A 25,149-nucleotide genomic window follows, 5' to 3' on the forward strand; every position below is an offset into this window, starting at 1 on the left:
TAATATTAGTTCGTTATATCTTTTGTGTTTAAAATCAAGATTTTCCCCGTATCTTCACTTATCTCATCATAATCAAAATTTTTAGGGTCTGAGACTTCTGAGCCGAGTGAAAAGTAGAACTTGTCTCCAATCAGTTCAAAAGACCTCGCGAAAGTAGAACTTTTAAATGAGATATATTCACTAAATGAGTCAAAATTATTGCCTATGGCAAAAAAAACTTTTACGACTTTTGTATTTTTATTATAAGCAAGCAGATATGTTTTGCCGTTTTTATAAAGAATATCCCAAACTTGATAATCACCTTGAATTTTTATTTTTTTACTCACAAGTGTATCGTTTATAAACTCGGTATAATAGACTCCAAAAGGGATGAATTGATGGTCATTGTGCAGATACGCTCCGATATAGATAGTTTTTTTATCGATGTTTACTGAATGGACTATTTTTTGTGATTTATAATCCAAGTTATCCGAATCCGGAAAAAAGTTTTTGGAGTTTAAATCGTAATTAGGAACAAAAACGTCTGCTTTATACTCTGCAACACTGAAAAATTGCTTCTTTTTATTTTTTGACATCTTTTTTAAATCTTCTGATGATGGAAAAAACTTTATGGCAAATAGGCTATTTGCTACTTTTAAAAAACTATATATGCGAAAGTGATTTAAATTTTGTATATCCCAGCTGTTTGCGTTATTGCTTGAAATGCCTACTGCTGCACCTTCTTTGACTCCTAGCGCCGTAAATATTTTGCCGTTGTAAAAAGCAACATCATATACATGTAGTCCATTTTTTATATTACGGTATTTCTTTAACTCTTCATTGTTATTTTTTATATATATATTTGCGTACTCCCAGTTTTGCGTAGCATCGTGACCGGGTATGTAGAGCTTGTTTTCAAATACGTCAATTATATCTATCTGCTCGTCATCAACTATCGCCTCTGTCTTAAACTCTTTATTAAGAGGATTGTAGCTTATAAGTAAAACGGGACCGGCATTTTGTTTAGGTCCAATATTGCTGCTATTGCCTGCTCCCATATAAAGTTTACCGTCAAATTCCCGCATATCCCAAATATTTCCGGCATATAAATCTTTTTTATTAGGATATACAGCTTTATATGGAGAATCGAGAATTTCGATTTTATCGCTAACGTCAAAAGAGAGTAAAAATGTATTTATCAGTAGAAGTAAAAACAATACTTTCATCTCTTATATAGCCTTTACTCTTGTGATTTTTTAACGGCTATCGTATCGTATATGCCCATATCCGTTTTATATAATCTTGCAAAAAAACAAGATGCATGCTGTACGCTGTCAACCCTAACCCACTGACGTGTCAGTTTAAATCTGAAGCTATTTAGCGCTCTATGAGGTTCTATATGCGAGTAACAGGACTCTTCGCTGTTAAAAGTTTTCATTAAACCTTTTGCACTTAAGAGCATATTGTTCATTATCCACTCTGCTTTAGGCTCATCACCAAGATATTTAGCCAGATAGTACGCACTTACAACGCCTTCGCACCTAGAAGCGTCATGATAAACATGGTCTCCGTATTCATAAAAGAAGCCGCCTATATAATCTTTGTTATTAGAAAGGGTGTTTTCATCTGTGTACATGTGATTAAACATAGTTGCAGTATCGTTAAAAACAAAATTTATGTAGCTCTCTTTTGCAAGTTTATCTACTTTAATCCACTCTTCGATTGCCTGCATAAGCCAAGCATCCGCAGGAAGAGGTTCAAACATATGAATATATTTAATAGGTCTTACGTCCACTAAAAAATCAAGTGCCATCTCTGTTTTTTTAAGTAAATCTTTTTTTAACTCTTTGTCGATATCTCTTACATGTAGATAATAAAGTGCAAGTCCTAAAAGAGCTTCCCCAGGGTAGTAAAAGGAGAAGAGCTCTTTTTTTGTCTCATCGTTTGGATTTGTTAAAGGTTTTCCGTCATTAAAATTCGGATGAATATAATATCCTATCAATTCGCCGTCTTTATCTACACGGCTTAATATGTGGCGCACAAGCCCGTCCATCTCTTTTCTGTAACACTCATCGCCCGTATGCATATAGTAGTGCATTATAGCTACAAGACCTATTCCCGCACCGCCTAGTTTTGATTTTTTGTTAAAAAAAGGGTAACAGGCAAACTTCTTTTTATATACATGTGTTCTAAAAGTCGATATTAAAAAATCGATAGATTTTTTTGCTTTTTCAAGATAGAGTCTGTTTGCACTGATTTCATAACCGCGAAGCAAAGAGATTGTTCCGCCGCTGTGTCTTAATATATTGTTATATAAAGGATTTATCATTGTCGGATGCATATCGTCAATAATAGTGTTTAAATAGGGGTCGTAGTAGTATAAGAAACTCCCGTCTTCATTCATGTTTTTTACCAGCCAGTCGATGCTTTTTATGGTTTTATCATACATGTTCTCTTTACTAAATTCAATCGGCAGAGGGTATCCCCTCTCAAGCTCTAATACATCATCGCCAAAAGAGATGTATGCAATAGACTCTATAAATTTATACTCTATAGGCTCTCTTCTCATAAAATGGACTCTTTGACTGATTTTATCGCTCTGTTTTGAAATGCCGCACTGTTTCGATAGATAGTTTAAAAGTTGATTTACGCTCATAATTGATTTAGTAAATCCGTCTGTGGGCATAAAAAATCTTGTTATTCCCTCATAAGTGTATTTTAAACCGTTTACCCCAGGCTCAAATCTATTTGCAGAGTGCATTCTCATAGTGGTTAAATTTCTTATGTTGCACTCATACTCTTTAGTTACCATTTCAAAAAGTATTCGACATTTTGAACTATCTTTTAAGTTGAATTTTTTAAAGTTTTCATTCTCTCTTAGTTTATAGTTTATTCTGTTTATCGATTTTGAGAGTGTCTCTTTTTTTGTTCCCCATCTTATATAAGTGTTACCTGCTTGAAAAAGAGTTATATATATTTGAGATATGTTTTTGTCATATTGAAAAAATCCATCATATTTTTTTGAAAAGGGCAGGTTATAAAGCAGAGAGTCTCTTAAATCTATAAAAAAAGATTTTATATTTTGTGAATTTTCCATAACATGTCATTTCAATAAAAGAATTAATGAAACACGGTCATTTACATGAAGTTTTGCAAAAATTGAACTTACATGAGCTTTTACGGTTCTTGTAGAGATATTTACTTTCTGTGCTATTGCATCATTTGTAAGCCCATTCAAAATTAGATAAACTATTCCCACCTCTTTATCGGTGAGTCTCTCTTTAAGCATCTTTATAGACTCTTTGTCCAAAGATGTTTTATCGATTGTTGACACAAGTGTTGCAGTAAGTTCTGGGTAGGTCCATGTTCTGCCGCTGAGTACGACTCGAAACATCTGGTCAAAATGGTGCTGAAGCATTCTTGAGTTTCCGTATGCTTTAACACCGCTGTAGATAAGTTTTTTTCCGGTAGGAATTGCAGGTGATTTTTCAAGAACTATAACGTTTTTTGGAAGTTTTCCTGATGAGATAAGTGTATTAATATCATGAGCAACCGTATCAAAGTCTGCTATCACAATGTTTTTGCTATCTTTTGAAATCTCATCTTCTAATGATTCTAAATCATATGCTATATCAAAACTTTTAACTTTTAATTTACCCGTCCACTCATTTAACATCTCTTGATTCGCGCTAAAGTATATAGTCTTCATTTACCTCTCCGAAAAAACATACTGTTTTGATTTTAGTATAGGCTTTAATAAATATTGCATAACTGTTTTTCTACCGGTCACAATATCGACATCAACGGTCATCCCCGGAATAATTTTTTGAGGTTGTTCTTGTGTTCCTAGATAATTTTTTTCCGTTTCTATGTTTATAATGTAAAAAGTCTCTCCCTTCTCATCAACGGTAGTGTCGGGAGATATGTTAACGACTTCTCCGACTAAAGAGCCGTATATAGCAAAATCATAAGCTGAAACTTTAACTTTTGCCATAGCACCGGGATGTAGATAGGCTATATCGCTAGGTTTGATTTTTACCTCAAGGTATAGTCTTTTATCCGTAGGAACGATTTCAACTAAATCAGCACCCGGTTTTATAACTCCGCCTACAGTATTTACGTAAAGTTTTTGAACTATACCCTCAACAGGTGATTTAACCATTGTTCTACTGACCTGATCGCTAAAAGCAACCTGCTGTGTTGTGAGTCTCTCAAGTTCAGCACTTATCTCGTTTAACTCTTTTTTAGCAGTATTCATAAATGTTTGCTCAGCTTCAATCAGTTTGTTTTTTTGCTCTTTTATAGCTTCTAACAAGCGAGGTAGTGAGAGTTTTGAAGCTTCAATGTCATTTTGTATTCCATTCTCTTCTCTTTTGAGTTTCAAAAAGTCAACTTTTGATTTGACTCCCTCTCTTACCATAGGCTCAGTCATAGCAACTTCCTCTTTGACATATTCTAATGATATCTGCAAAGTTTTAATTCTAGCTTTAGCTTCTTCGTATCCCTGTTTTTTTTGCTCAATTTGTGTTATTATAGAATTGTTTTTAGCATTAAGACCACGTATGTCGGATTGGTAAAGTTCCTTTTCTCTTTTAACATGTATAGCAAAAGCCGGATCATTGACTTTGGTGTCTTCAAATTGTAAATTGTTTGCTTCAGCATAAAGCCTCATTTTCTTTGCTTTTAACTCCATAAATTTGATTTCATTTGTCTCAGAAGTTGAGGTAGTCATAGAGTTATTAATTTTAAGAATAATTTGCCCCTCTTTTACATATTGCCCCTCATTTATTAAAATAGACTCTACTATACCACCTTCAAGATTTTGTATAATCTTATTTTGTCCAAATGGAACAACTTTTCCTCCGCCTCTGGTTATTTCATCTATTTCGGCAAAAGAGGCCCATACAAAAATTAAAATAGTTGTTAAAACCCACATTCTCAAAACTCTGCTAATTCTTGATGGTGTTTTTTCTAATATGGCAGAGCTTAAGCTCTTCATAAATTCATAATCTTTTTCTGTATATTCTACTTTAGAGGTATCTTTTTTCATTACTCTTTACCGCCGCCGCTTAATTTTGCAAGTGCTTCTTGTTTAGGAGCGTCAATTATTATTTTACCGTCATGTACTACTATGATTCTCTCTACTATCTTAAGAAGAGCCATCTTCTGAGTAACAATTATAGATGTTACTCCCTCTAAATTTTTTTCAAAGTTTTTCAAGAGTTTTGATTCGGTTGTCTGATCCATTGCATTACTCGGCTCATCCATTATCATAATAGGTGTTTTTAGTAAAAATGCACGAGCTATCCCTATGCTTTGTTTCTGACCGCCTGAAAGCCCTTGACCTCTTTCTCTAATTGGCATCTCGTAGCCTCTTGGGTGTTTTTTAATAAATTCATCGGCACAGCTAATTTGAGCTGCTCGAACCATTGCTCCGCTACTAGCATGAGTTGCTCTAAATTTTATATTGTCTTCGACCGTACCTTTAAATAACATGACATCTTGAGATATATAACTCATGTGCTTCCTTAAATCAGCCGGGTCAATCTGTTTAATATCAATTCCGTCTATGAGTATTTGACCTGAATCAGGTTCATATAAGCCAAGTAATAATTTTTGTATAGTACTTTTGCCTGAGCCTATTCTTCCAATGATAGCTATATGTTCACCGGGAGTTACTTTGAAAGAGACATTCTTTAACGCAGGTACATCGTTGTAAGGGTAGGTAAATGTCACCTCTTTAAACTCTATGTTACCGCTAAATTCAGGTTTTTGAACAAAAGATTTTCCGTTTGGTCTCTCACTGGGCTGCATAATAACTTCATTTAAAGAGTCGTATGAAGCTTTCGTATCTTCATAATTTGTAAGTATCGATGCTACTTGTCCCATAGGAGAGACAACTCTAGCTGATAGTAAAACGGTAGCAATCAATCCACCCATAGAGAGTTCAAAATCTCTAATTAAATATACGCCGTAAACAACTACCATAACTCGATTTAGCTGTATAAAAAAACCTGTTATTATAGGAAGAGAGGCTGAGAGAGTACGTGATGTTAAACTTTTCCTAGCTATCTCTCCGCTTGCTTCTTCCCATTTCCACTGAACTTGACCCAAAGTCCCTAAGGTTTTTAATGTCTCTATATTATTGAGCGTCTCAATCAATATAGAATTTTTATCTGCATTTGCTTCATGTGTGTTTTTTATACTTTTTTTAAGTGCGCTTTTGAGAAAAAAAGCGTATGAAACAATTAGTATAGTACTAATTAGCGGGATGAGTACTATAGCACCTCCAAGATAGCCGATAACAAATAAAAAGATAACAGTAAACGGCAAATCGATTACTACGGCCATAGTAGCACTTGTAAAAAAGCTTCTAATAGAGTCAAAGTCTTTTAATTTACTTGCAAACGTACCTACAGAGGCAGGATGGTTTGCCATTTTTAAATTTAATATTTTCTCAAATATTATCGATGACATGATAATATCACTTTTTTTAGCTGCATTTTCAAGTAGATAAGTTCTGGTAAACTTTAAAAAAGTATCTAGCCCCATAACGACTATAACACCTATCGCAAAAACCCAGAGAGTCTCTATGGCATTGTTTGGAACAACTCTGTCATATACGTTCATAGTAAAAAGAGGTGAGGCTAAGACAAATATATTAATTAATAGCGAAGCGTATAAAACTTCTTTATATGTTCCAATGGATAATTTTAAAGTACTCCAAAACCAATGTTTTTGGTTTAAATTTAATGTTTGATTCTCTCCATCCGTATGTTCAAAGGCTTTTTTTATTAAAAATCCATAGCCAATGTATTCATCTTCAAGTACGTCAATATCAACCCACTGCTCAATTACCTCTTCGGATGGCATTATGATTTTTGCTTCAGATTTGTCTTGATTAAAGCTGTCTAATATACATGCACCTTGATTTGATAGTAAAATTATCATCGGCAGTTGAAGAGGAGATATTTGAACTAACGGTCTTTTTAATATGCTTGATTTTAAGCCTGCTTTTTCGGCAGCACGCGAAAAAAGACCTTTTGATTTATTTATAGAAAAAAGTTCAGGAGATTCAGATTTCGGTTCAATCGGAAGTCCGGCGGTAAGAGCTTCTGCAGAAAATGGCTTGTGGTAGAGTTTGGTAAATAAAACCAAACACTCAAGCAAAGAATCCATTCTTAAATTATCAACTTCAGTTTGAAGCATACAAAACCTTGAAAAAAATTTTTAAATATTTAACCAGCTTAGCTTAATAAATCTATTTTAATAGTTTTGAATTAAACATTATCGTTTATATTTACTTAATATAACAATATATAATAGCAATTTTTGTGCCATAAAACAAAGTATAGTGTCGAATGTTTGTAATAGTCGAATTGATTACTTAATCAATTCAACATCTATACGACGGTTTTGAGCACGACCTTCCGGTGTTTCATTGCTTGAAAGCGGATTTATAGAGCCTTTTCCTATAGCAATAAGCCTAGATGTAGCTACCCCATAGTTTATAAGTGCTTGTTTAACTGAATTCGCACGATTTTGTGAAAGTACTTTATTATTTTCTTCATCTCCCGATGAATCGGTATGACCTCTTATAATAGCTCTTTTATAGCTAGGGTTCTCTTTTAAAAATAGTGCGAAAGCCTCTACGTCATCCATACGAGAGTTTGATATATCATAACCGTCTGTAGGAAAATTTACCTGTAGCGTCAGAGATAACGGACATCCGTCACTATCTACTTTAAATCCTTTAGGCGTTCCCGGGCATTTGTCTTGAGGATCAAATACACCGTCACCGTCAGAGTCTAGCGGCTGTTTTTTCTCTTCACATCCTCTGCTATTTACCGCATGACCTTTAGGAGTATTTGGACACTCATCCATTTCATCAAATACACCGTCACCGTCAGAGTCTAGCGGCTTTTGCTCTTCACACCCTTGAGCATTTACAACATGTCCTCTAGGAGTGTTAGGACATTTATCCATAGAGTCAAATACACCGTCTCCGTCAGAGTCTGAATCTTTTATCAATTTTCTAACAACAATATCTACGCGGTTATTTAAGTCAACGCCTTCATTCTCATATAGTCCGTTTGTAAACATAGGGGCTTCATCCGAAAGAGCATAAACCGTAATATTCTCTTTTTTTGCACCGGACTTGATTAGTTTTTCTCTTACTACATGTGCTCTTTCGCGTGATAAATCTCGCATTTCGTCTTTTGACATTTTCTCATCGTCAACATTGCCGAGTAACTCAAATTTTATATGCTCTAAACCGTAAGGCTTTATCTGTTTAACCAAAGCATCTAGCTTATCTTCGGCTTCTTGAGTTATAGTAGCCGTTGTTCCTTTAAACAAGAAACCGCTGTATCTTTCTATGCGTAGCGTGTCTTTATAATCATAAACACAACCGTAAATACTTCTTAGTTTATAATTAAGTGAATTGTTACATATGTCCCTGTCATCAACGATTAAGTCCGTATCTCTATCAAGGAAGATAGGAAGAGAATCGTCATTTTTTGGAGCTGTTTTATTTAGATCAAGAGTTACGGTAGGAACATCATAATCAGCTGAGTCTTTATCAACTCTACTGTAGTGTGAATAGTCAACATTAGAGTTAATAACCAACCCTACGTTTGAATAATCAACACTGTTATTGCCCATAATAGTAGTAACTAACGTACCTAAAGCATCAAGGATTCTGTACTTTGCATAGATAAGACTATACTCTGCATTAATAATTTGTGATTCAGAGTTGATAAAATCATTTTGAGCTGAAAGTAAATCAAGAAGTGAGCGTCTTCCTAAATCATACTCTTTCTTATAAAGGCTAAGAGTAGTCTCTGCGTACTCTTTATATTTTTGAAGAGGTTCTATCTGTTTTGTAAGCTGCTCATCGGCTGCCCAAGATAGAGCTAAATCATCAATAGTCTCTCGTCTTAAAGTATCTTTTATATGAACTTCTTTATGAACTTCGCTTATACTTTTTTGAAGTGCCGCTTCGTCTGCAAAACCGTTAAAAAGATTATATTTAACTAGTGCCATTGCTTTAAATCGATTACGTTCACCCTCGGATGCACCGAGATTTTTAGTATAGTTTTGAGATACTTCTATATCAAACTGAGGATAAAACGGAGATTTCTTTTTATGATGAGTTGCTTGTGCTAGTTTTATATTATATTTGCTAACAAGAAGTGAAGGGTTGTTTTGTATTGCAAATTGTATAGCATCGTCAATATTTTTTGGAAGTTCAAAATTTGCCTCAGGTTTAGTCATACTATCTATATCAATGTGTCTCCCAAATACTTTATGAAAGTTAAACAGAGCATCTTTTAGATTATTTTCCTGAACTACATAATTTGAAGTTGCAAGAGATAGAGATGATTGGATTTTATTAACCTCAGAAAGGGTAGTAAGTCCGGAGCCGTAAAGCTTTTGTACCTTATCTAGTATCTCCTTATTTATATCAATATTTTCTTGTGCATTTTTAAGAAGTTCTCTCTGTTTTAAAACAAGCAGGTACTCGTTTACCATCTCAAAAGCGGTAGAGTTAACCCTTTCTACATAGTGATAAGCAGCTGCAACGGTTCTGTTTTCATGCTCTTTTACCTGATAGGTGGTCTCAAAACCCTTAAAAATATTTTGAGTAAACGTTAAAGAGTTGTCATATACGCCAAAGTCAAAAGAGCCATCAGGCGTAGCAGGACGATTATTTAGTTCCGTATGCTCATATCCGGCACCTAAAGAGAGGTCAAGTTTTGGATAGTATCCTGATTTTGCAATTTTAATATCCTCTTTTGTAGAGTTGTAGTTTTTCAATCTCTCTAAAATAATAGGGTTTGTCGATAAAACTTCACTTACCGTTGTTCTTAAATCCTCCGCGCTCAAGAGAGATGCTGCTGTTAATAGTGCTAATGATATCTTTTTCATATTTTTTCCTAATTACTTTCTAATTAATTCAACTTCAGTTCGGCGGTTTTGTGCACGACCTTCTACGGTTGCATTGTCTGCTACAGGCTGAGTAGATGCTTTACCTATAGGCATAAGTCTGCTACTCTCTACACCAAAGCTTACTAGTGCATCTCTGATTGAGTTTGCGCGATTTTGAGAAAGTATTTTGTTTTTCTCTTCATCTCCGCTTGAATCAGTATGTCCGCTTAAGATAACTTTATAGCCTGAGTTGTCTTTTAAAAATTGTGCAAAAGTTCTAAGCTCATTAATAATATCATCGGTTACTGCATACTCGTTAGTCGGAAAATGAGCCTCTAATGTTGCAGTCAGAGGACAACCGTCAATATCAACTTTAAACCCTTTTGGAGTTCTAGGGCATTTATCTTTAGAATCAACTACTCCGTCTTCATCACAATCAATCTCACACCCTTTTCTATCGACAATTACTTCAGGAGGGGTATTTGGACACTCATCTTTGGAGTCAAAAACCCCGTCTTTGTCGGAATCAGGCTCACAAACGCCTTGTGTAGCGGCCGGTGCAATTGCCTGTGCTACAACTTGTTCACACCCTTTTGTATTTACAACAGTTCCTTCGGGTGTGTTAGGACACTCATCCATAATGTCAAAAACACCGTCTTTGTCGGAGTCTATCATCTTATATTCAACTGCTACCGGCTTTATGTAAGGGAACTCTTTTTCATCGGTTGGTTGAATCAGTTCGGAAGCATTTAGGCAAAGTAAGAGGGCAGGGGAAGCAAGTAGGGCTAGTTTGAGATTCATCGTTTATCCTTAAACTTTTTTACTAGTTTTATTTTGTTAATATGTAATCGTACCAAAAAAACAGCATAAATTTGTCAAAATTTTAAATTTTTTAAGTATTTACGGTAAATAACGTTTACTTTTAATACACTAAAATTTTTTTAATCTCTTTAAATAAAGCAATTTTTTTTAATATGATATAATCCTAAGCTTAAAAATAAGAGAAAAGAAATTAATGTTTGCATCAGACCTAGGCGATATCTTAGAGAATAAAGATAAATTATTAACTCAAACATATTTTGAGCTACAGAGATATTTTGAAGATAAATACGGCAACGATACGGTAGTTTTTATGGAGATAGGCACTTTTTTTGAGGTCTATGAAGTAAATAACGACGATATGCAAATAGGCAAAGCAAAAGAGATAGCAGAACTTTTAAACATACAACTTACCAAAAAAAATAAAAATATAGTGCAAAATAGTGATAGAAATCCGCTCTTAGCCGGTGTTCCTGCCGTATCTTTTGACAGATATTTAAGCCGCCTTATTTCAGAACAAAAATATACGGTTATAGTAGTAAAACAAAAAGGCAATCCGCCAAAAATTAGCAGATATATAGCTCAAATAGTCTCTCCGGGAACAAATTTTGATTATGTAATAGATAACGATGACAACTATATAGTCTCTATTTTAGTTGATAAACATAGAGATATATATGTAGTCGGTTACTCTGCCATTGACGTAACGACGGGGAAAACATGGCTATACGAGAGTCATGGAACGAGTGAAGACCCATCTTACGCTCTTGATGAAATTTTTAATCTTTTAAATGTAAATCGTACTTCAGAAATAGTAGTTACTTTTTTAGACGGTGTTGAAGACCAACGCCACGCTATGCACTATCTCGAGATTCCTGAACACTACAATTACAGCGTAAATAACCAAAGACCTCGAGTAGAGTTTCAAAATGAGCTTTTTCGACAAGTCTATCAAATTCACTCGCTTTTATCCCCTATAGAGCATCTGGATTTGGAGAGAAGCCCGATGATTACGGAATCATTGGCTATACTTATCCATTTTGTAATAGAACATGATATACACATTGTACAAAAGCTTAATTATCCTAAAATAATCGATAATCGCCGTTTTATGTATTTAGGCAACAGTGCACTTGATCAGATGGGCGTAATTTCAAAAGACAAAAAGGAGTTTACTCTTTTAAAGATGTTGGATAAAAGTTCAACAGCAATAGGGCGAAGACTTTTAAAAGAGAGACTTTTAAATCCTATTATTGAAAAAGATGAACTTGAGAGAAGGTACAACCTAATAGAGAGAGTTTCATCACATGTAAGATATCTAGATGAGGTAATGCGAGGAATTTATGATTTGCAAAGACTCTCTCGAAGACTCTATTTAGGAAGACTCCACCCTTTTGAGATGAATCATATTTATGAGTCTATGTTAAGTATAAAAGAGTTGATACAGTATGCAAAAAAACATAAAATCCAAAAAATTCACTTTCACGAGAGTGAAGTTGACGAGTTTTTACGAGATATCTCTAAAAGCATAGACTTGGATGTTTCTCGCCGTTTTACAAATGCGACGATTGATGAGAATTTTTTAATGAGCGGTGTTGATGAAGCGATAGACACTTTAGTAAAAGAAAACTCTACTATGCTTATAGTTTTTGAAGATATCATGTCAAAAATAGAGACTTTGCTTGAGTCGTCAAATTCGTCTAGCACAAACTCATTGGTAACACTTGGACTTTTGGAAAAAGAGGGATACTACATATCTCTTAGTAAAAATAGATTTTCTATGATAGAAACGGAGTTCTCCAAACGTGAGGATTTTAAAGATTTTGCAGTAAAAAAACTGACAAACAGCGTAAAAATAACATCTGCTTTTACCGATACGCTATCAGACAATATTATGAAAAATCGCCGTAAGATAGTCTCTTTGGCTAAAGAGAGATATATAGCACTTCAAGAGGTTTACGAGAGAAGATATTCGCTTCTTTTTGACCGCATAATTTCTTACGTAGCGGATTTGGATGTCGGTGTCAGCTCATCAAAAGTTGCACAAGAATATAAACACTCAAGACCTATGATAATAGATGTTAAAAGCGATGAAAATTTTATGCAGATAATGCAGCTTCGTCATCCTCTAATTGAGATTCAAACCGGAAGCGGTATATATGTTCCAAACGATATCGTCATGGGAAATCGTGATTATATGGATTTGCCGCACCCAAAGACGGTTATGCTTGATGTTAATGTGCATGACGGGCATGAGATAAACGGAGTGCTACTTTACGGGATAAATTCTAGCGGGAAATCGTCGCTAATGAAGAGTATAGGACTTGCTACATTAATGGCGCAATCAGGCTTTTTTGTCAGTGCTGCCGTTATGAAATTTTCTCTCTTTGATTCTCTCTTTACCAGAATAGTATCAAGAGATAATCTTGCAAAAGGGCTTTCTACTTTTGCGGTGGAGATGTTAGAACTGAAAAATATTTTTAACCGTGCAACAGTTCGTTCACTAATACTCGGTGATGAGATAAGTCATGGAACAGAGACGCTTTCTGGTGTAGCTATCGTGTCAAGTGCTATTATAAAGCTCTCACGTCTTCGCTCAATCTTTCTCTTTGCTACGCATTTGCACCAACTCTCTACCATGAAAGAGATAAGAGTTTTAAAAAATGTTGTAGATTTGCATTTAAGTGTTGAGTATGATGAGCTTGAGGATAAACTTCTCTTTAATAGAGTTCTTCAAAATGGAAGCGGAAGCAGTATTTACGGGCTTGAATTTGCAAAATCTCTTCACATGGACAGTGATTTTTTAGATACTGCAAATAAAATCCGCAAACGACTTGCACGTGATTTTGACGAATTAGAACTGCTTGTAAAGAAAAAAACAAGTAAATATAACAAAGAGCTTTACGTAACAAAATGCGTAATATGCGGAGATATGGCAGAAGATGTGCATCATATAAATCATAAATCGTTAGCCGATGAGAGCGGTTTTATAGGACATTTTCACAAAGACAGTAAACATAATCTTATTCCCTTATGCAGGGAGCATCATAAGGCAATACATGATGGTAAGATAAGAGTCGGTGGCTTTGTTATGACTTCAAAAGGGTTGGAACTAACTTACGAAGAGCAGATAAGTAAAGTAAAAAACAAGATAGTTGAAGAGCCGCAAATAAATGGTTTTGTTCTTGATGATTGGTAATTTAAGATAACAAAGGAGTAGTTATGAGTAAAATATATCTGGTAATGGTTGCATTTTTATTTGTCGGCTGTTTGAGCAAAACGCCCATTACCGGCAGAGAACAGATGATTTTTATGTCACCGAATGAAGAGAAGACATTAGGGGAAAGTAGTTACAGAGAGTTTCTTAAAACAGCGAAAATTAGCGGCGATAAAGTCCAAACTGCTAGGGTAAAAAGCATAGGAGCGAAGATAGCAAAAGCGGCAGATAGAGCTGATTTTGAGTGGGAATTCAATCTCGTAGAGGATAAACAGATAAACGCTTTTTGTTTGCCCGGAGGTAAAGTAGTCGTTTATACGGGAATATTAGGTATTGCAAAAAATGATGACCAATTGGCAACCGTTATGTCACATGAGATAGCTCATGCACTTGCAAGACACGGCGCGGAGAGAATGAGCCATCAACAGATATCGAGCGGAATTCAAACTTTGGGCAATATAATAATAGGCGCAACCGCTCCGGGATACTCTGATGCTTTTAATATGGCTTACGGTTATGGTACTCAGCTAGGAATTATGCTGCCATACAGTAGAAGTCATGAGTATGAGGCAGATGCTATAGGGGTCTATTTGATGAAACAAGCAGGATACAATATTAATGAAGCGGTGCATTTTTGGGAGAATATGAAAGAGGTTAAAGGCAAGTCTCAGCCTGAGTTTTTTTCTACGCATCCAAACGATGATAACAGAATAAAAAGAATTTCAGAGATAGTAAAAGAGTTGGGCAAGTGAGAACGATAGAACTTTTTAAACACCTTATAGAGCAAAAGAGCGAAACACCGAGTGACGGCGGTATTTTAGATTTTATAGAGAGTTATCTGTCGGATTTTAAAGCTATTCGCATAGACGTAGAGGATGTTAAAAATCTCTTCATGTATAAAAAATTCGGCGAAGGCGAGCACCTCTGTTTTGCAGGACATGTAGATGTGGTTCCATCAGGTGGCGGTTGGGACACAAATCCTTATGAAGCGCTTGAGAGAGACGGTTATATCTACGGTCGCGGAACACAAGATATGAAAAGCGGTGTTGCGGCGTTTGTTCAAGCACTAAAAGAGGCAGAGGGTTTTAGAGGAACACTCTCAATTTTGCTTACTTCAGATGAAGAGGGCGATGCAATTCACGGCACACTTGAGGTACTAAAATATCTAAAAGAGAACGCTCTTCTTCCCGATGCAGTTATAGTCGCAGAACCTACATGTGAAGAGGTTTTCGGAGATGCTATAAAGGTCGGCAGACGTGGCTCTATCAACGGCTATATCACGCTTAAAGGTAAACAAGGACATGCGGCATATCCCGAAAAATCTATAAATCCGGTAAACTTAATTGCTCCAAGACTTGCAAATATGGCGGGAGTTGATTTGGATAGTGGAGATGAATTTTTTGCACCGAGCAAGTTTGTAATAACGGATATAAGAGCAGGTATGCAGGTTACAAATGTAACGCCAAACGAGCTAAAGATGATGTTTAACGTCAGAAACACTACTCTTACAACCCAAAAAGAGGTTAGAGCGTTTGTAGAAAAAAATCTTGAAGGGCTTGATTATGAACTGCGCCTTACTCAAGGCTCATACCCTTTTAGAACTCAGACCGATACAAAACTTGTAAGAAATATCGATGCTTCTATAGAAAAAGTAACGGGAATTAAGCCAAAACACTCAACGGCAGGCGGAACTTCTGATGCAAGATATATAGCTCCTTTAGGTATAGATGTTATAGAATTTGGTGTGATAAATGATACAATTCACGCGATAAATGAGAGAACTTCAATAAAAGAGGTCGAGAACCTTTGCGAAGTTTTTAAAAATCTAATAACTACATGGAGATAAAAAAGTGAGATATTTGGTACTGATAATAGCACTGATTTCTAGTTTGAGTGCTGGTTTTGACTGGCCTAGCGATTATGAAGCGGCTTTGGCAGAGGCAAAAAAAACCAAAAAAGGGGTTTATCTATTTTTAGGTTCAGAGTATTGTAAATATTGTGAGAGATTTGAAAAAGAAGTTTTGGCAAAAGATGAGGTTTTAAGAAGGTTGAAAAAAGATTATGTTCTTTTGTATCTATCAAGAGATATTGATGATATTCCTAAGAAATTTGAGACAAAACCTGTTCCAAGACACTACTTTTTAACAAGTGAAGGTAAAATAATATACACGACAATCGGTTCAAGAAGCATTGAAGGGTTTTATGAACTTTTAGATGAAGTAAAAGAGACAAAAGAATTAAAATAAACAAAAGGATATTTATAAATGAAATTCGTTCAAACAAACAAAGCGCCTTCGGCAATCGGTCCATACTCACAAGCTGTTGTGGCAAACGGTATGGTCTTTACATCGGGTCAAATCGCACTTACACCCGAGGGTGTAATGCTTGAAAATGATATAGTTATTCAGACAAATCAAGTGCTTAAAAATTTAAAGGCAGTTTTAGAAGAAGCAGGAAGTTCAATGGATAGTGTCATAAAAACAACCATTTTTTTAGCCTCAATGGATGATTTCGTAATTGTAAACGAGATATATGCAGAGATATTTGGTTCTCATAAACCAGCTCGTTCAACCGTTGCCGTAAAAACTCTTCCAAAAAATGCACTTGTTGAAATAGACGCTGTTGCACTCGTAAAATAACTCCATTTTAGCTCTCTTATTTTTAAGAGAGTTATCTCAACTTACATGTACTTCTTAATCTTTAGCTAAGCTAATAAAATCTATAATTCTCTTGATTGACTGATAGTCGGTCATTTAAAACAGGATATAAAAATGGCAATAATAGTAGATAAGGTACAAAAAAGAAAAGATATAGCTCTTTCGTGCAAAGAACTCATTTTTAGAAATGGAATAAGCAACTTAACAATATCTCAAATCGCTAAAACGGCAGGAGTTGGAAAGGGAACGATATATGAGTATTTTAAAAACAAAGAGGATATTGTTTTTGAAATAGTAAATATTTTGGTGCAAGAGAGAAATATCATAAAAGAGAAGCAGTTGTCTGAGATAAGTGTTACAAAAGATAAAATAAAACTTTTTAGTAAGTTTTTTTATTGTGATGAAGATATAGAGTTAAGAGAACTTTATAAGGAGTTTATATCAATTTCGTTGAGTAATCCAAACAAAGAGATGATAGCGTTTCAAACTGAGTGTTCAAACGGTTATTTTCGCTGGTTTGAGAAGATTATACAAGAGGGTATAGACAAAGGCGAACTTATAAAAGAGTCGAGTAGATTTGCAAGAGGGCTTTTTGTAATGGCTGAGGGGATGTTTATAAACAGCGAAGTTACAAACAGTATTGATAATCTAAAAGATGAGATATATAACAATATAGATGCCTTATTTGAATTTATAGAGGTTAAGAAATGAAAAAGTTACTATTGTTGGTTATACCTGCATTTATTTTTGCTCAGAATTTAAAATCGCTTATTGAGTATGCACAGCTGCGTAGTGATTTGGTTGTTGCAAAAACTCTAAACAAAGACGCACAGAGTAAAAATATCGACTCAAAAGAGAGTGCGTATCTTCCTACGATTGATGTCGGAGGTTACTATCAAAGTCTTCAAGATAAAACAGCTACTCAAGCGGGAGATATTTACAGCGGTTATGCAAAAGTCGGTTTTGATATATATGACGGCGGTAAAAAATCATCTCTGCTTGAAGAGGCAAGATACTCATACAGAGCTAGCGAGCATGATGTAAAAGAGATAAGAAAATCTCTCGCACTTGAGATAACAGAAGATTTTTACATGGTTAAAAATCTGCAGGCTTCTCTAAGAGCAAAAGAGGACGCGGGAAAATCTCTGCAAGAGCAACTAGAACGTATAAAAAAATATTTTGAAGCCAAACTTGCTACAAAAGATGACATTGACAGACTTCAAGCGGCAAGTGATACGAATATTTATGATATTGAGTCATTAAAACTTGATATTTTGGCAACCATAAAATCCTTAGAGCTAAAAGTAGGTAAAAAAATTGAAACTTTGGATGATTCAAATTTTAAAGAGTCAATTGATGAGAGTTTAGAAAATAGAGATGCAATCAACTCTTTAATGGCAAAAGAGAGTGCCTTAATAAGCAGTTCAAAATCTATAGAGAGTGCGTACTATCCGCAGATAAGAGTAGAAGATACATACAGCTTGTACGGATATGACAGAGCTGACGCACTACATCCAAAAGGGCTGGATAATCAAAACAAAATCCTGCTTAGTGCAAATATGAGACTTTTTGATTTTGGGACGATAAGCAAGTCAAAAGAGGCGGTGCAGATAAATGCTCAAGCTCTAAAGAGTGAGATATCTTACATGTTAAAAGAGCAGAAGATGCAGCAAGAGATTGCTCTTTTTAGAATTCAAACAAGCAAAGTAAAAATTAAAAGTGCTTTGAGTGCATTAACTGCGGCTTCAAGTGCATTTAAAACGATTAATGAGAAGTATAAAGCTGGCATAGTAGATTATGTAATATATTTGGATGCGTTGACATCAAAAACAAAAGCAGATGCACTATATGAATCATCACTTAATGAGTTAGAGACGGCTTATGCAATGTACTACTATTACAGCGGAAAAAATTTAACGGAGTATATAAAATGAAGAAAATAATTATAGGGTTAATGAGTTTGGTTTTGATGCTTGGTGCAGAGGATATTTATGCAAACTTTCATATAGAAGCAATTAAAAGCGCAAATTTAGCATTTGATGCTAGCGGTGTTGTTAAAAAAGTACATGTAGATGTATCAAGCAGGGTAAAAAAAGGCGACAGGCTCGCAGAACTTTATAATGACGATAAAAAGGCTTCACTCAACATTGCAAAAGCATCACTAGAGAGAGCAAAAGTTGCCATGAAGTTTGCCAAAAAAGATTATGAGAGACAAGAGATAATTAAACATCTTATAGACCAAGCTCTGTTTGATAAATATGCACAAAATTACGAGAGTGCAAAAGCCGCTCTTGTAGAGGCAGAAGCAAATCTCTCTTATCAAGAAGCACTCTATGAAAAAACCGTTCTTTATGCACCGTTTGATGGAGTGATTTTTGAGAAAATCGTAGAAGAGGGTGATGTTGTGAGCGGAATGATGCTTAGAACTATTTTTAAGATTCAGAGTTTAAGTGAGAGAAAACTGCTTTTAGATTTTGATCAAAAAAATTGGCAAAAAGTTCAGATTAATCAAAAATTCAAATACAGAGTTGACGGCGATAAGAAAGAGTATGAGGGTGTAATAACAAAAATATATCCACATGTAAATGACACAAACAGAAAGCTAAATGCTGAGGTAAAAGCTAATGATTTTATTGTCGGATTATTTGGCGAGGGGTATATACATGTACCCGCTAAAGAGTAAGCAACATGTATAAATTAGCTATAAACAGACCAATATCGACCTTGATGTATGTAATTACATTGGTAGTATTTGGATATATGAGCTTCAAATCAATGCCCTCGGCACTCTACCCAAACGTTGACTTTCCGATAGTTACGGTACAGACGACCTATGCAGGTGCAGAATCAACTACTATAGAGTCGCAAGTAACCGATAAAATAGAAGAGGCGATTTCAAGAATCGGCGGAGTTGACAGTATTACCTCTTCAAGTAGCGAGGGTGTTAGCATAGTCATGGTTAAGTTCTTTTTGGAGCGTAATATCGATGAGGCGACAAATGACGTCAGAGATAAAGTTTCAGCCGTTAAACTGCCAAAAGATGCAGACTCTCCGCTTGTAAGCAAACTAGATATAGGCGGAGCACCGGTTATAAATCTCTTTTTAACCGCAAAAGGCGACAGTATCAATAATCTTATGCTATTTGCGGATGAGAAGGTAAAACCTACCATACAAAAAATCAACGATGTCGGCGCTATAAATATTGTCGGTTATAAAGACAGAGAGATAAAAATATTTCCCGATATCAATGCTCTAAATAAATACGGCATAACTATCAGAGAGATAAACTCAATTGTAGAAAATGAGAATGTAAAAATCGGCGGCGGAAAGCTAATCTCGCAAACAGAGGAGTTTACGCTAAAGACAAAAGCCGATGCTTTAAGTATAGAAGAACTTGAAAATATAAAGATAAAAGAGGGGCTGAGACTAAAAGACGTAGCAAGAGTAGAAGATTCTCTAAGCGATGCCAAAAGTTATGCTTCGTTTAACGGCGTTGAAGGTGTAATGCTTGAAGTTCAAAAGATTTCGGGAACTAATACGATTGATATTATAGAGCGAGTAAAAAAGGTTGTTCCGGAACTTCAGGGTTTAGCAGGAGAGAAGTATGACGTGATTCTTTTAAACGATACATCTCCTTTTATTATCCATTCTTTAACCGATGTCGAGTTTGATTTGATTTACGGTGCGATACTTGCGGCAATTATAGTGTTTGTTTTTTTAAGAAATATTACTATCACTTTAGTTTCGGCACTCTCTATCCCATCTTCGATAATGGGTACGTTTGCACTTATGAACTACATGGGGTTTGATTTGAACAAAATGACTCTTATCGGACTTACATTGGCAATTGGTATAATAATCGACGATGCAATAGTCGTCATTGAAAATATCTATAAAAAGATGGAAGAGGGAATGAGCAAGTTTGAAGCGGCTTATGAGGGAACAAAAGAGATGGCATTTACCATTTTGGCAATTTCCGCAATGCTCTTAGCCGTTTTTATCCCGGTTTCGTTTATGAGCGGAATAGTAGGAAAGTTTTTTGAGAGTTTTGCTATGACCGTCGGTTTTGCCATCATTATCTCTTACTCAATTGCTCTTAGTTTTATACCGAGTTTGAGTGCTAGAACCTTGAAAAAAGATGAGAGCAGATTTTACAATCTAACGGAGCCTTTCTTTAAACTTTTAGAGAAGATATATGAAGCGACTTTAAAAGTAGTTCTTAGGTTTAAATATATAACCATTATTTTAGTTTTTATAATATTTTTTGCTTCACTTAGTCTATTTCCGAAAATAGGTATGGATTTTATACCAAAAGAGGATAAAGCAGAGTTTGAGATAAAGATAAAAGCAGATTCGGCAATTTCACTAGAAGAGATGATAAAAAAGTCTAAAGTGATAGAGGATTTGGTTAGAAAAAATCCAAATGTTGAATACACGACTCTGAGCGTAGGTTACAACACATCTCAGGAGAAGCATAAATCTTTGATATATGTGAAGCTTACAGAAAAAACGCAAAGGGCGTTAAATCAAGAGCAGATTATTCAAGAGTTTAGAGAGGCTCTCGTACCGTATAAAAAAGATATGTTTATAACGGCTTCTGCTATTCCAAACATAAAAGGTACCGGAGTAAGCGTACCTTATCAAATAGTTTTAAAGTCCGATTCATTTGAAGACTTGATGAGTGCAAAGAAAAATCTCACCGAATATTTGGCTAAGAAAAAAGGTTTTGCGGATATCGATACAAACTTAGACGACCCGAAACCTCAGATTGAGATAAATATTTTAAGAGAGAATGCTTCAAGGCTAGGCATAAGTGCATCTCAAATCGCAGAGGCGATATCTATTGCGTTTTCAAGTGATCTGGAGATTTCATACTTTGAGCAAAACGGTAAGCAGTATAACATTACGCTCAGATTTGACGATAAAAACAGAGTGAGTGTTGAAGATATTAAAAAGCTTCAACTAAGAGCCGCTAACGGCGATCTGGTCTATCTTGATGGTTTGGTAGAGTTTAAAAAAGGTCAAACTCTAGCAACAATAAACCACTTTGACAGACAGCGACAAGTGACAATCTATGCCGACTTGTTTGGGCTTGATTTAGGCGGAGCTGTAGGTTACACAAAAGCAAAGATTGATGAGCTTTTGCCAAAGAGTGTTGTTTACAGATTTACGGGTTTTGCCGAAGAGATGGTAAAAACAGGTCAAGCTTTTAGCGCGGCAATCGGTCTGTCAGTAATTTTGATGTTTATTATTTTGGCGATTTTATATGAGTCGCTTATTCAGCCTATTATCATTATGGTTTCGCTTCCTCTTAGTATCATAGGGGTTATGCTCGCTCTTTACATGTCAGGGCTTCAGTTTAGCTTGTTTGTCATGATAGGCTTTATGCTTCTTATGGGGATGGTAGGAAAAAATGCCGTATTGCTTGTTGACTTTGCAAACAATGCTATTGCAAAGGGAAAAAGTGCCGATGAAGCTCTTATAGAAGCAGGGGAGAAAAGACTTAGACCTATTTTGATGACAACTATCGCTATGGTTTTTGCGATGCTTCCTCTTGCATTAGGCACAGGTTTAGGAAGTGAGACAAAAGCACCGATGGCTATCTCTATTATCGGCGGACTTTTAAGCTCTATGATTTTGACGCTTCTTATAGTTCCCGTTATATATAGACTTATAAGCCCGTTTGACAGATGGCTGAGAAAATTTTATGAAGCAAAAAGGGTGGTTTAGTAAATATAGTTTAACATATAAAATTAAGTTATATTAAATAGATATTGATATAAAATGAGTCAAAAGTCGTTTTTAGGGTGTTGATAATAAAAAAATTCCATGTTTTATACTTATGTATTGTTTTAGATGTGGGGGGAGTATGTTATGGAAAAAATAAAAGAAGCTAAAAAAGAGATATATATTATCATTTTTGCTTTTTTATTTCTTGCGATATCTGTCATAGTTCTGAGAGCTTTTAGTTTATACGATATAAACACAATGAAGAGAGTGACTTCTGCCATATATGAACATCCTCTAAAAGTCTCAAATGCTGCGCTTTTACTTCAATTAGACGTATATAAAATTCATGAAGATACAAAAGATATAGTTTTTATGTCATCACAAGATGAGTTGATATACCTTTTAAAAGATATTGATGAACATAAGAAGAGTGCTTATGAAAATCTAAAAATTATTAAAGAAAATATACTTGGAGAAGAGGGTTTAAAACTACAAGAACAAACCCAAAAGATATTTAACGAATTGCAAGAAAGTAGTGATGAAATAGCCTCACTTGCAAAAAACGCTAAGATAGATGAATCAATAGCTATCATTAAAGATAAAAATGAAAAACAGATATTAAAACTGGAAAATTCAGTTAATAATATCTATATGTATGCAAAAAACAAAGCCTTCAATTTTAAAAATGAATCCGACTTTACATTTGAGAAGTTAGAAGCAGTAACTGTTTTAGCAATTATTTTGTTTTTGCTGCTTTTTGGAGTTATTGCATACTACACTATAAACAGAATTTCAAATTACATGTATAAAAATGAGCATTTAAGAGGTGTTTTGTCTGTCATAAGAGATGTAAATCAGCTTATAGTAAGAGAGAAAAATAGAGAAAAACTTATTCAGGAGTGTTGTGATATTTTAGCTTCAAAGCATGTGTTCCATAATGCTTGTATGATACTGTATGACAGTTCTAAACAAAGTGAATATATTGTAAGCTCAGATAAAACAGAAGATTTTATTTTATTTCAAGATAAAATAAAAAATGGTTGGACGCCTCATTGTATAGCAAAAACAGTTCAAAAAGGAAACACTTTTTCTTTTATAGAAAATCCAAAAGAGTACTGTGAAGGGTGCCCTTTAAAAGATACATATAACGAGAAAAGTGCTTTTGATATAGAACTAAAATATGAAAATAAAAATTTTGGTTATTTAACACTCCGCATTGATAAAGAGTTTTTTAACTACAGTGATGAATTGTTACTTTTAGAAGAAGTTGCAGGAGATATCGCTTATGCCCTAAACAATATTGAAATAGAAAAAAACATACTTGATTTAAAAGAGCTTTACGACAATACAATCAACAGTCTTGAAAATTTGCTTTTCGTAAAAGATAGGAACTTTAGCTACATAACATGTAACAGAGCTTTTGAGCGTTTTATTGGAAAATCAAAAAATGAGATTATCGGTAAAAGTGATTATGATATCCTAGATAAAGAGTCTGCAGATTTTTTTCGCCGACACGATGAGGCAATATTTGCCGATAAAACTCCAAAATTAAATTATGAGTGGGTAACTTACCCTGATGGAAAAAAAGTTTATCTGCTTACTACTAAGTCCCCGCTTTTAAGTCATAATGAAGAGATAATCGGTCTTGTCGGAAATTCTGTTGATGTAACAAAGCAAAAAGAGTCGGAAGAAGCTCTAATCGAGAGTCAAAAACGCTTTAAGCAGTTGATGAAAGAGTCTCCTTCTGTAATAGAAGTTTATGATTTGGACGGCTTTCAGATAGATGTTAATCATGCTTATGAAGTTTTATGGGGATTTCCTGCAAGTCTGACGCTTCATAAGTTTAATCTTTTTAAAAGTAAAGAGGTTGAGACAACAGGACTTTTAGAGTATATAAAAAGAGCTTACGCAGGAGAGAGCGTAAGCGTTCCTCTGTATGAATTTGATTCTACTGGAGACACGGAAGCTGCAGGAAAGGGGAGAGTACGCATTTTAAATACGCGCATTTATCCTCTTAAAGACTCACAAGGCGGTGTTGAAAATATAGTAATTACTCATGAAGACGTAACACAAAGAGAAAAGTCTCTTTTAGAGTTAGAGCAAAAAAATAAAATTATGATAGCTCAATCACGCCATGCGGCAATGGGTGAAATGATAGGGATGATAGCTCATCAGTGGAGGCAGCCTATAAGTATAGTATCTATGATAGCAAATAATATACTTCTTGATGCTGCTCTTGGAAGTTTTGATGCAAGCAAAATTGAGACTTATTCTAAAGATATTCTTGAACAGACAGAGCATCTCTCAAAAACAATTGATGATTTTAGAAATTTTTTTAAACCGGACAAGAGTGTTTCAAAAATTAAGATGAAAGATGTTATTGATGAAACATTATCTATTGTTAAAGATAGTCTTAAAAATAATAGTATAAAAATAAATACGCATTATCAGTCACAAACTCAAATAAACGGTTATCCAAGAGAACTTATGCAAGTATTTGTCAATATAATCAACAATGCTAAGGACGCATTAATATATAAAAAAGTCAATGATGCATCAATAGAGATAAGTGTATATGATGATGAAGAGCATGTTAATACAAAAATATGTAACAACGGCGGTAATATCCAAAAAGATATAATCTCAAAAATATTTGATCCGTACTTTACTACCAAAGATGAAAAGACGGGAACTGGTTTAGGGCTTTATATGAGTAAGATGATTGTTGAAGAGCATCTTTATGGGATTATAGAAGTGTTAAATATAAAAAACGGCGTCTGCTTTATAGTTAGATTACCTAAAGAGAAGGGGATATAA

General features: G+C 34.8%; 17 protein-coding genes. 10 read left to right on the forward strand and 7 right to left on the reverse strand.

The window, feature by feature from the left end; genetic code table 11:
- Positions 1-5 precede the first annotated feature (5 nt).
- The 7 genes from A2530_RS01705 to A2530_RS01735 all read right to left on the reverse strand — a co-directional run bounded on the left by A2530_RS01705 (position 6) and on the right by A2530_RS01735 (position 10,710).
- Entirely contained in the window at positions 6-1,205 is a 1,200-nt protein-coding gene (locus A2530_RS01705) for a hypothetical protein (protein WP_294884489.1), read from the reverse strand.
- 14 nt (positions 1,206-1,219) lie between these two features.
- On the reverse strand, positions 1,220-3,076 hold the full coding sequence (locus tag A2530_RS01710; RefSeq protein WP_294884487.1) for a protein containing Six-hairpin glycosidase-like domain protein: 1,857 nt from the start codon (positions 3,074-3,076) through the stop codon (positions 1,220-1,222).
- A 6-nt stretch (positions 3,077-3,082) separates the two neighbouring features.
- Positions 3,083-3,688 (reverse strand): LuxR C-terminal-related transcriptional regulator, encoded by a 606-nt coding sequence (locus A2530_RS01715; RefSeq protein ID WP_294884485.1) that lies wholly within the window; start codon positions 3,686-3,688, stop codon positions 3,083-3,085.
- On the reverse strand, positions 3,689-5,029 hold the full coding sequence (locus tag A2530_RS01720; protein WP_294884483.1) for an HlyD family type I secretion periplasmic adaptor subunit: 1,341 nt from the start codon (positions 5,027-5,029) through the stop codon (positions 3,689-3,691). It lies immediately after the preceding gene.
- Positions 5,029-7,188, reverse strand: coding sequence for a type I secretion system permease/ATPase (locus tag A2530_RS01725; protein WP_294884481.1), 2,160 nt, complete (start codon positions 7,186-7,188; stop codon positions 5,029-5,031). Before A2530_RS01725 ends, A2530_RS01720 begins: the two co-directional genes overlap by 1 nt.
- 174 nt (positions 7,189-7,362) lie before the next feature.
- Complete coding sequence (locus tag A2530_RS01730; RefSeq protein WP_294884479.1) at positions 7,363-9,909, reverse strand: TolC family outer membrane protein; 2,547 nt, start codon at positions 9,907-9,909, stop codon at positions 7,363-7,365.
- A 12-nt stretch (positions 9,910-9,921) separates the two neighbouring features.
- A complete protein-coding gene (locus A2530_RS01735) occupies positions 9,922-10,710 on the reverse strand; it encodes an OmpA family protein (protein WP_294884478.1) in 789 nt (262 codons plus the stop codon).
- Between the two features lie 214 nt (positions 10,711-10,924).
- Here A2530_RS01735 and A2530_RS01740 point away from each other — a divergent pair, with 214 nt between their 5' ends.
- From A2530_RS01740 to A2530_RS01785, 10 genes are all read left to right on the forward strand, one after another.
- Positions 10,925-13,927, forward strand: a complete 3,003-nt coding sequence (locus tag A2530_RS01740; RefSeq protein ID WP_294884477.1) for an HNH endonuclease — start codon at positions 10,925-10,927, stop codon at positions 13,925-13,927.
- A 23-nt stretch (positions 13,928-13,950) separates the two neighbouring features.
- Positions 13,951-14,697 (forward strand): M48 family metallopeptidase, encoded by a 747-nt coding sequence (locus tag A2530_RS01745; protein WP_294884476.1) that lies wholly within the window; start codon positions 13,951-13,953, stop codon positions 14,695-14,697.
- Positions 14,694-15,791 (forward strand): succinyl-diaminopimelate desuccinylase, encoded by a 1,098-nt coding sequence (dapE, locus tag A2530_RS01750; RefSeq protein ID WP_294884474.1) that lies wholly within the window; start codon positions 14,694-14,696, stop codon positions 15,789-15,791. The genes A2530_RS01745 and dapE overlap by 4 nt, the downstream gene beginning before the upstream one ends.
- A gap of 4 nt (positions 15,792-15,795) precedes the next feature.
- Positions 15,796-16,191 (forward strand): thioredoxin family protein, encoded by a 396-nt coding sequence (locus tag A2530_RS01755; RefSeq protein ID WP_294884473.1) that lies wholly within the window; start codon positions 15,796-15,798, stop codon positions 16,189-16,191.
- An 18-nt stretch (positions 16,192-16,209) separates the two neighbouring features.
- Positions 16,210-16,584 (forward strand): RidA family protein, encoded by a 375-nt coding sequence (locus tag A2530_RS01760; protein ID WP_294884472.1) that lies wholly within the window; start codon positions 16,210-16,212, stop codon positions 16,582-16,584.
- A 132-nt stretch (positions 16,585-16,716) separates the two neighbouring features.
- On the forward strand, positions 16,717-17,313 hold the full coding sequence (locus A2530_RS01765; protein ID WP_294884471.1) for a TetR/AcrR family transcriptional regulator: 597 nt from the start codon (positions 16,717-16,719) through the stop codon (positions 17,311-17,313).
- A complete protein-coding gene (locus A2530_RS01770; RefSeq protein ID WP_294884470.1) occupies positions 17,310-18,536 on the forward strand; it encodes a TolC family protein in 1,227 nt (408 codons plus the stop codon). The genes A2530_RS01765 and A2530_RS01770 overlap by 4 nt, the downstream gene beginning before the upstream one ends.
- The gene (locus A2530_RS01775) at positions 18,533-19,285 is read left to right on the forward strand and encodes an efflux RND transporter periplasmic adaptor subunit (RefSeq protein ID WP_294884468.1); all 753 of its coding nucleotides are present in this window, start codon (positions 18,533-18,535) and stop codon (positions 19,283-19,285) included. Before A2530_RS01770 ends, A2530_RS01775 begins: the two co-directional genes overlap by 4 nt.
- 5 nt (positions 19,286-19,290) lie before the next feature.
- Positions 19,291-22,332, forward strand: a complete 3,042-nt coding sequence (locus A2530_RS01780) for an efflux RND transporter permease subunit (RefSeq protein ID WP_294884467.1) — start codon at positions 19,291-19,293, stop codon at positions 22,330-22,332.
- Positions 22,333-22,476: 144 nt separating this feature from the next.
- On the forward strand, positions 22,477-25,149 hold the full coding sequence (locus A2530_RS01785; RefSeq protein WP_294884466.1) for a PAS domain S-box protein: 2,673 nt from the start codon (positions 22,477-22,479) through the stop codon (positions 25,147-25,149).

The organism is Sulfurimonas sp. RIFOXYD2_FULL_34_21 (genome assembly GCF_001830805.1).
GTDB lineage: Bacteria > Campylobacterota > Campylobacteria > Campylobacterales > Sulfurimonadaceae > Sulfurimonas.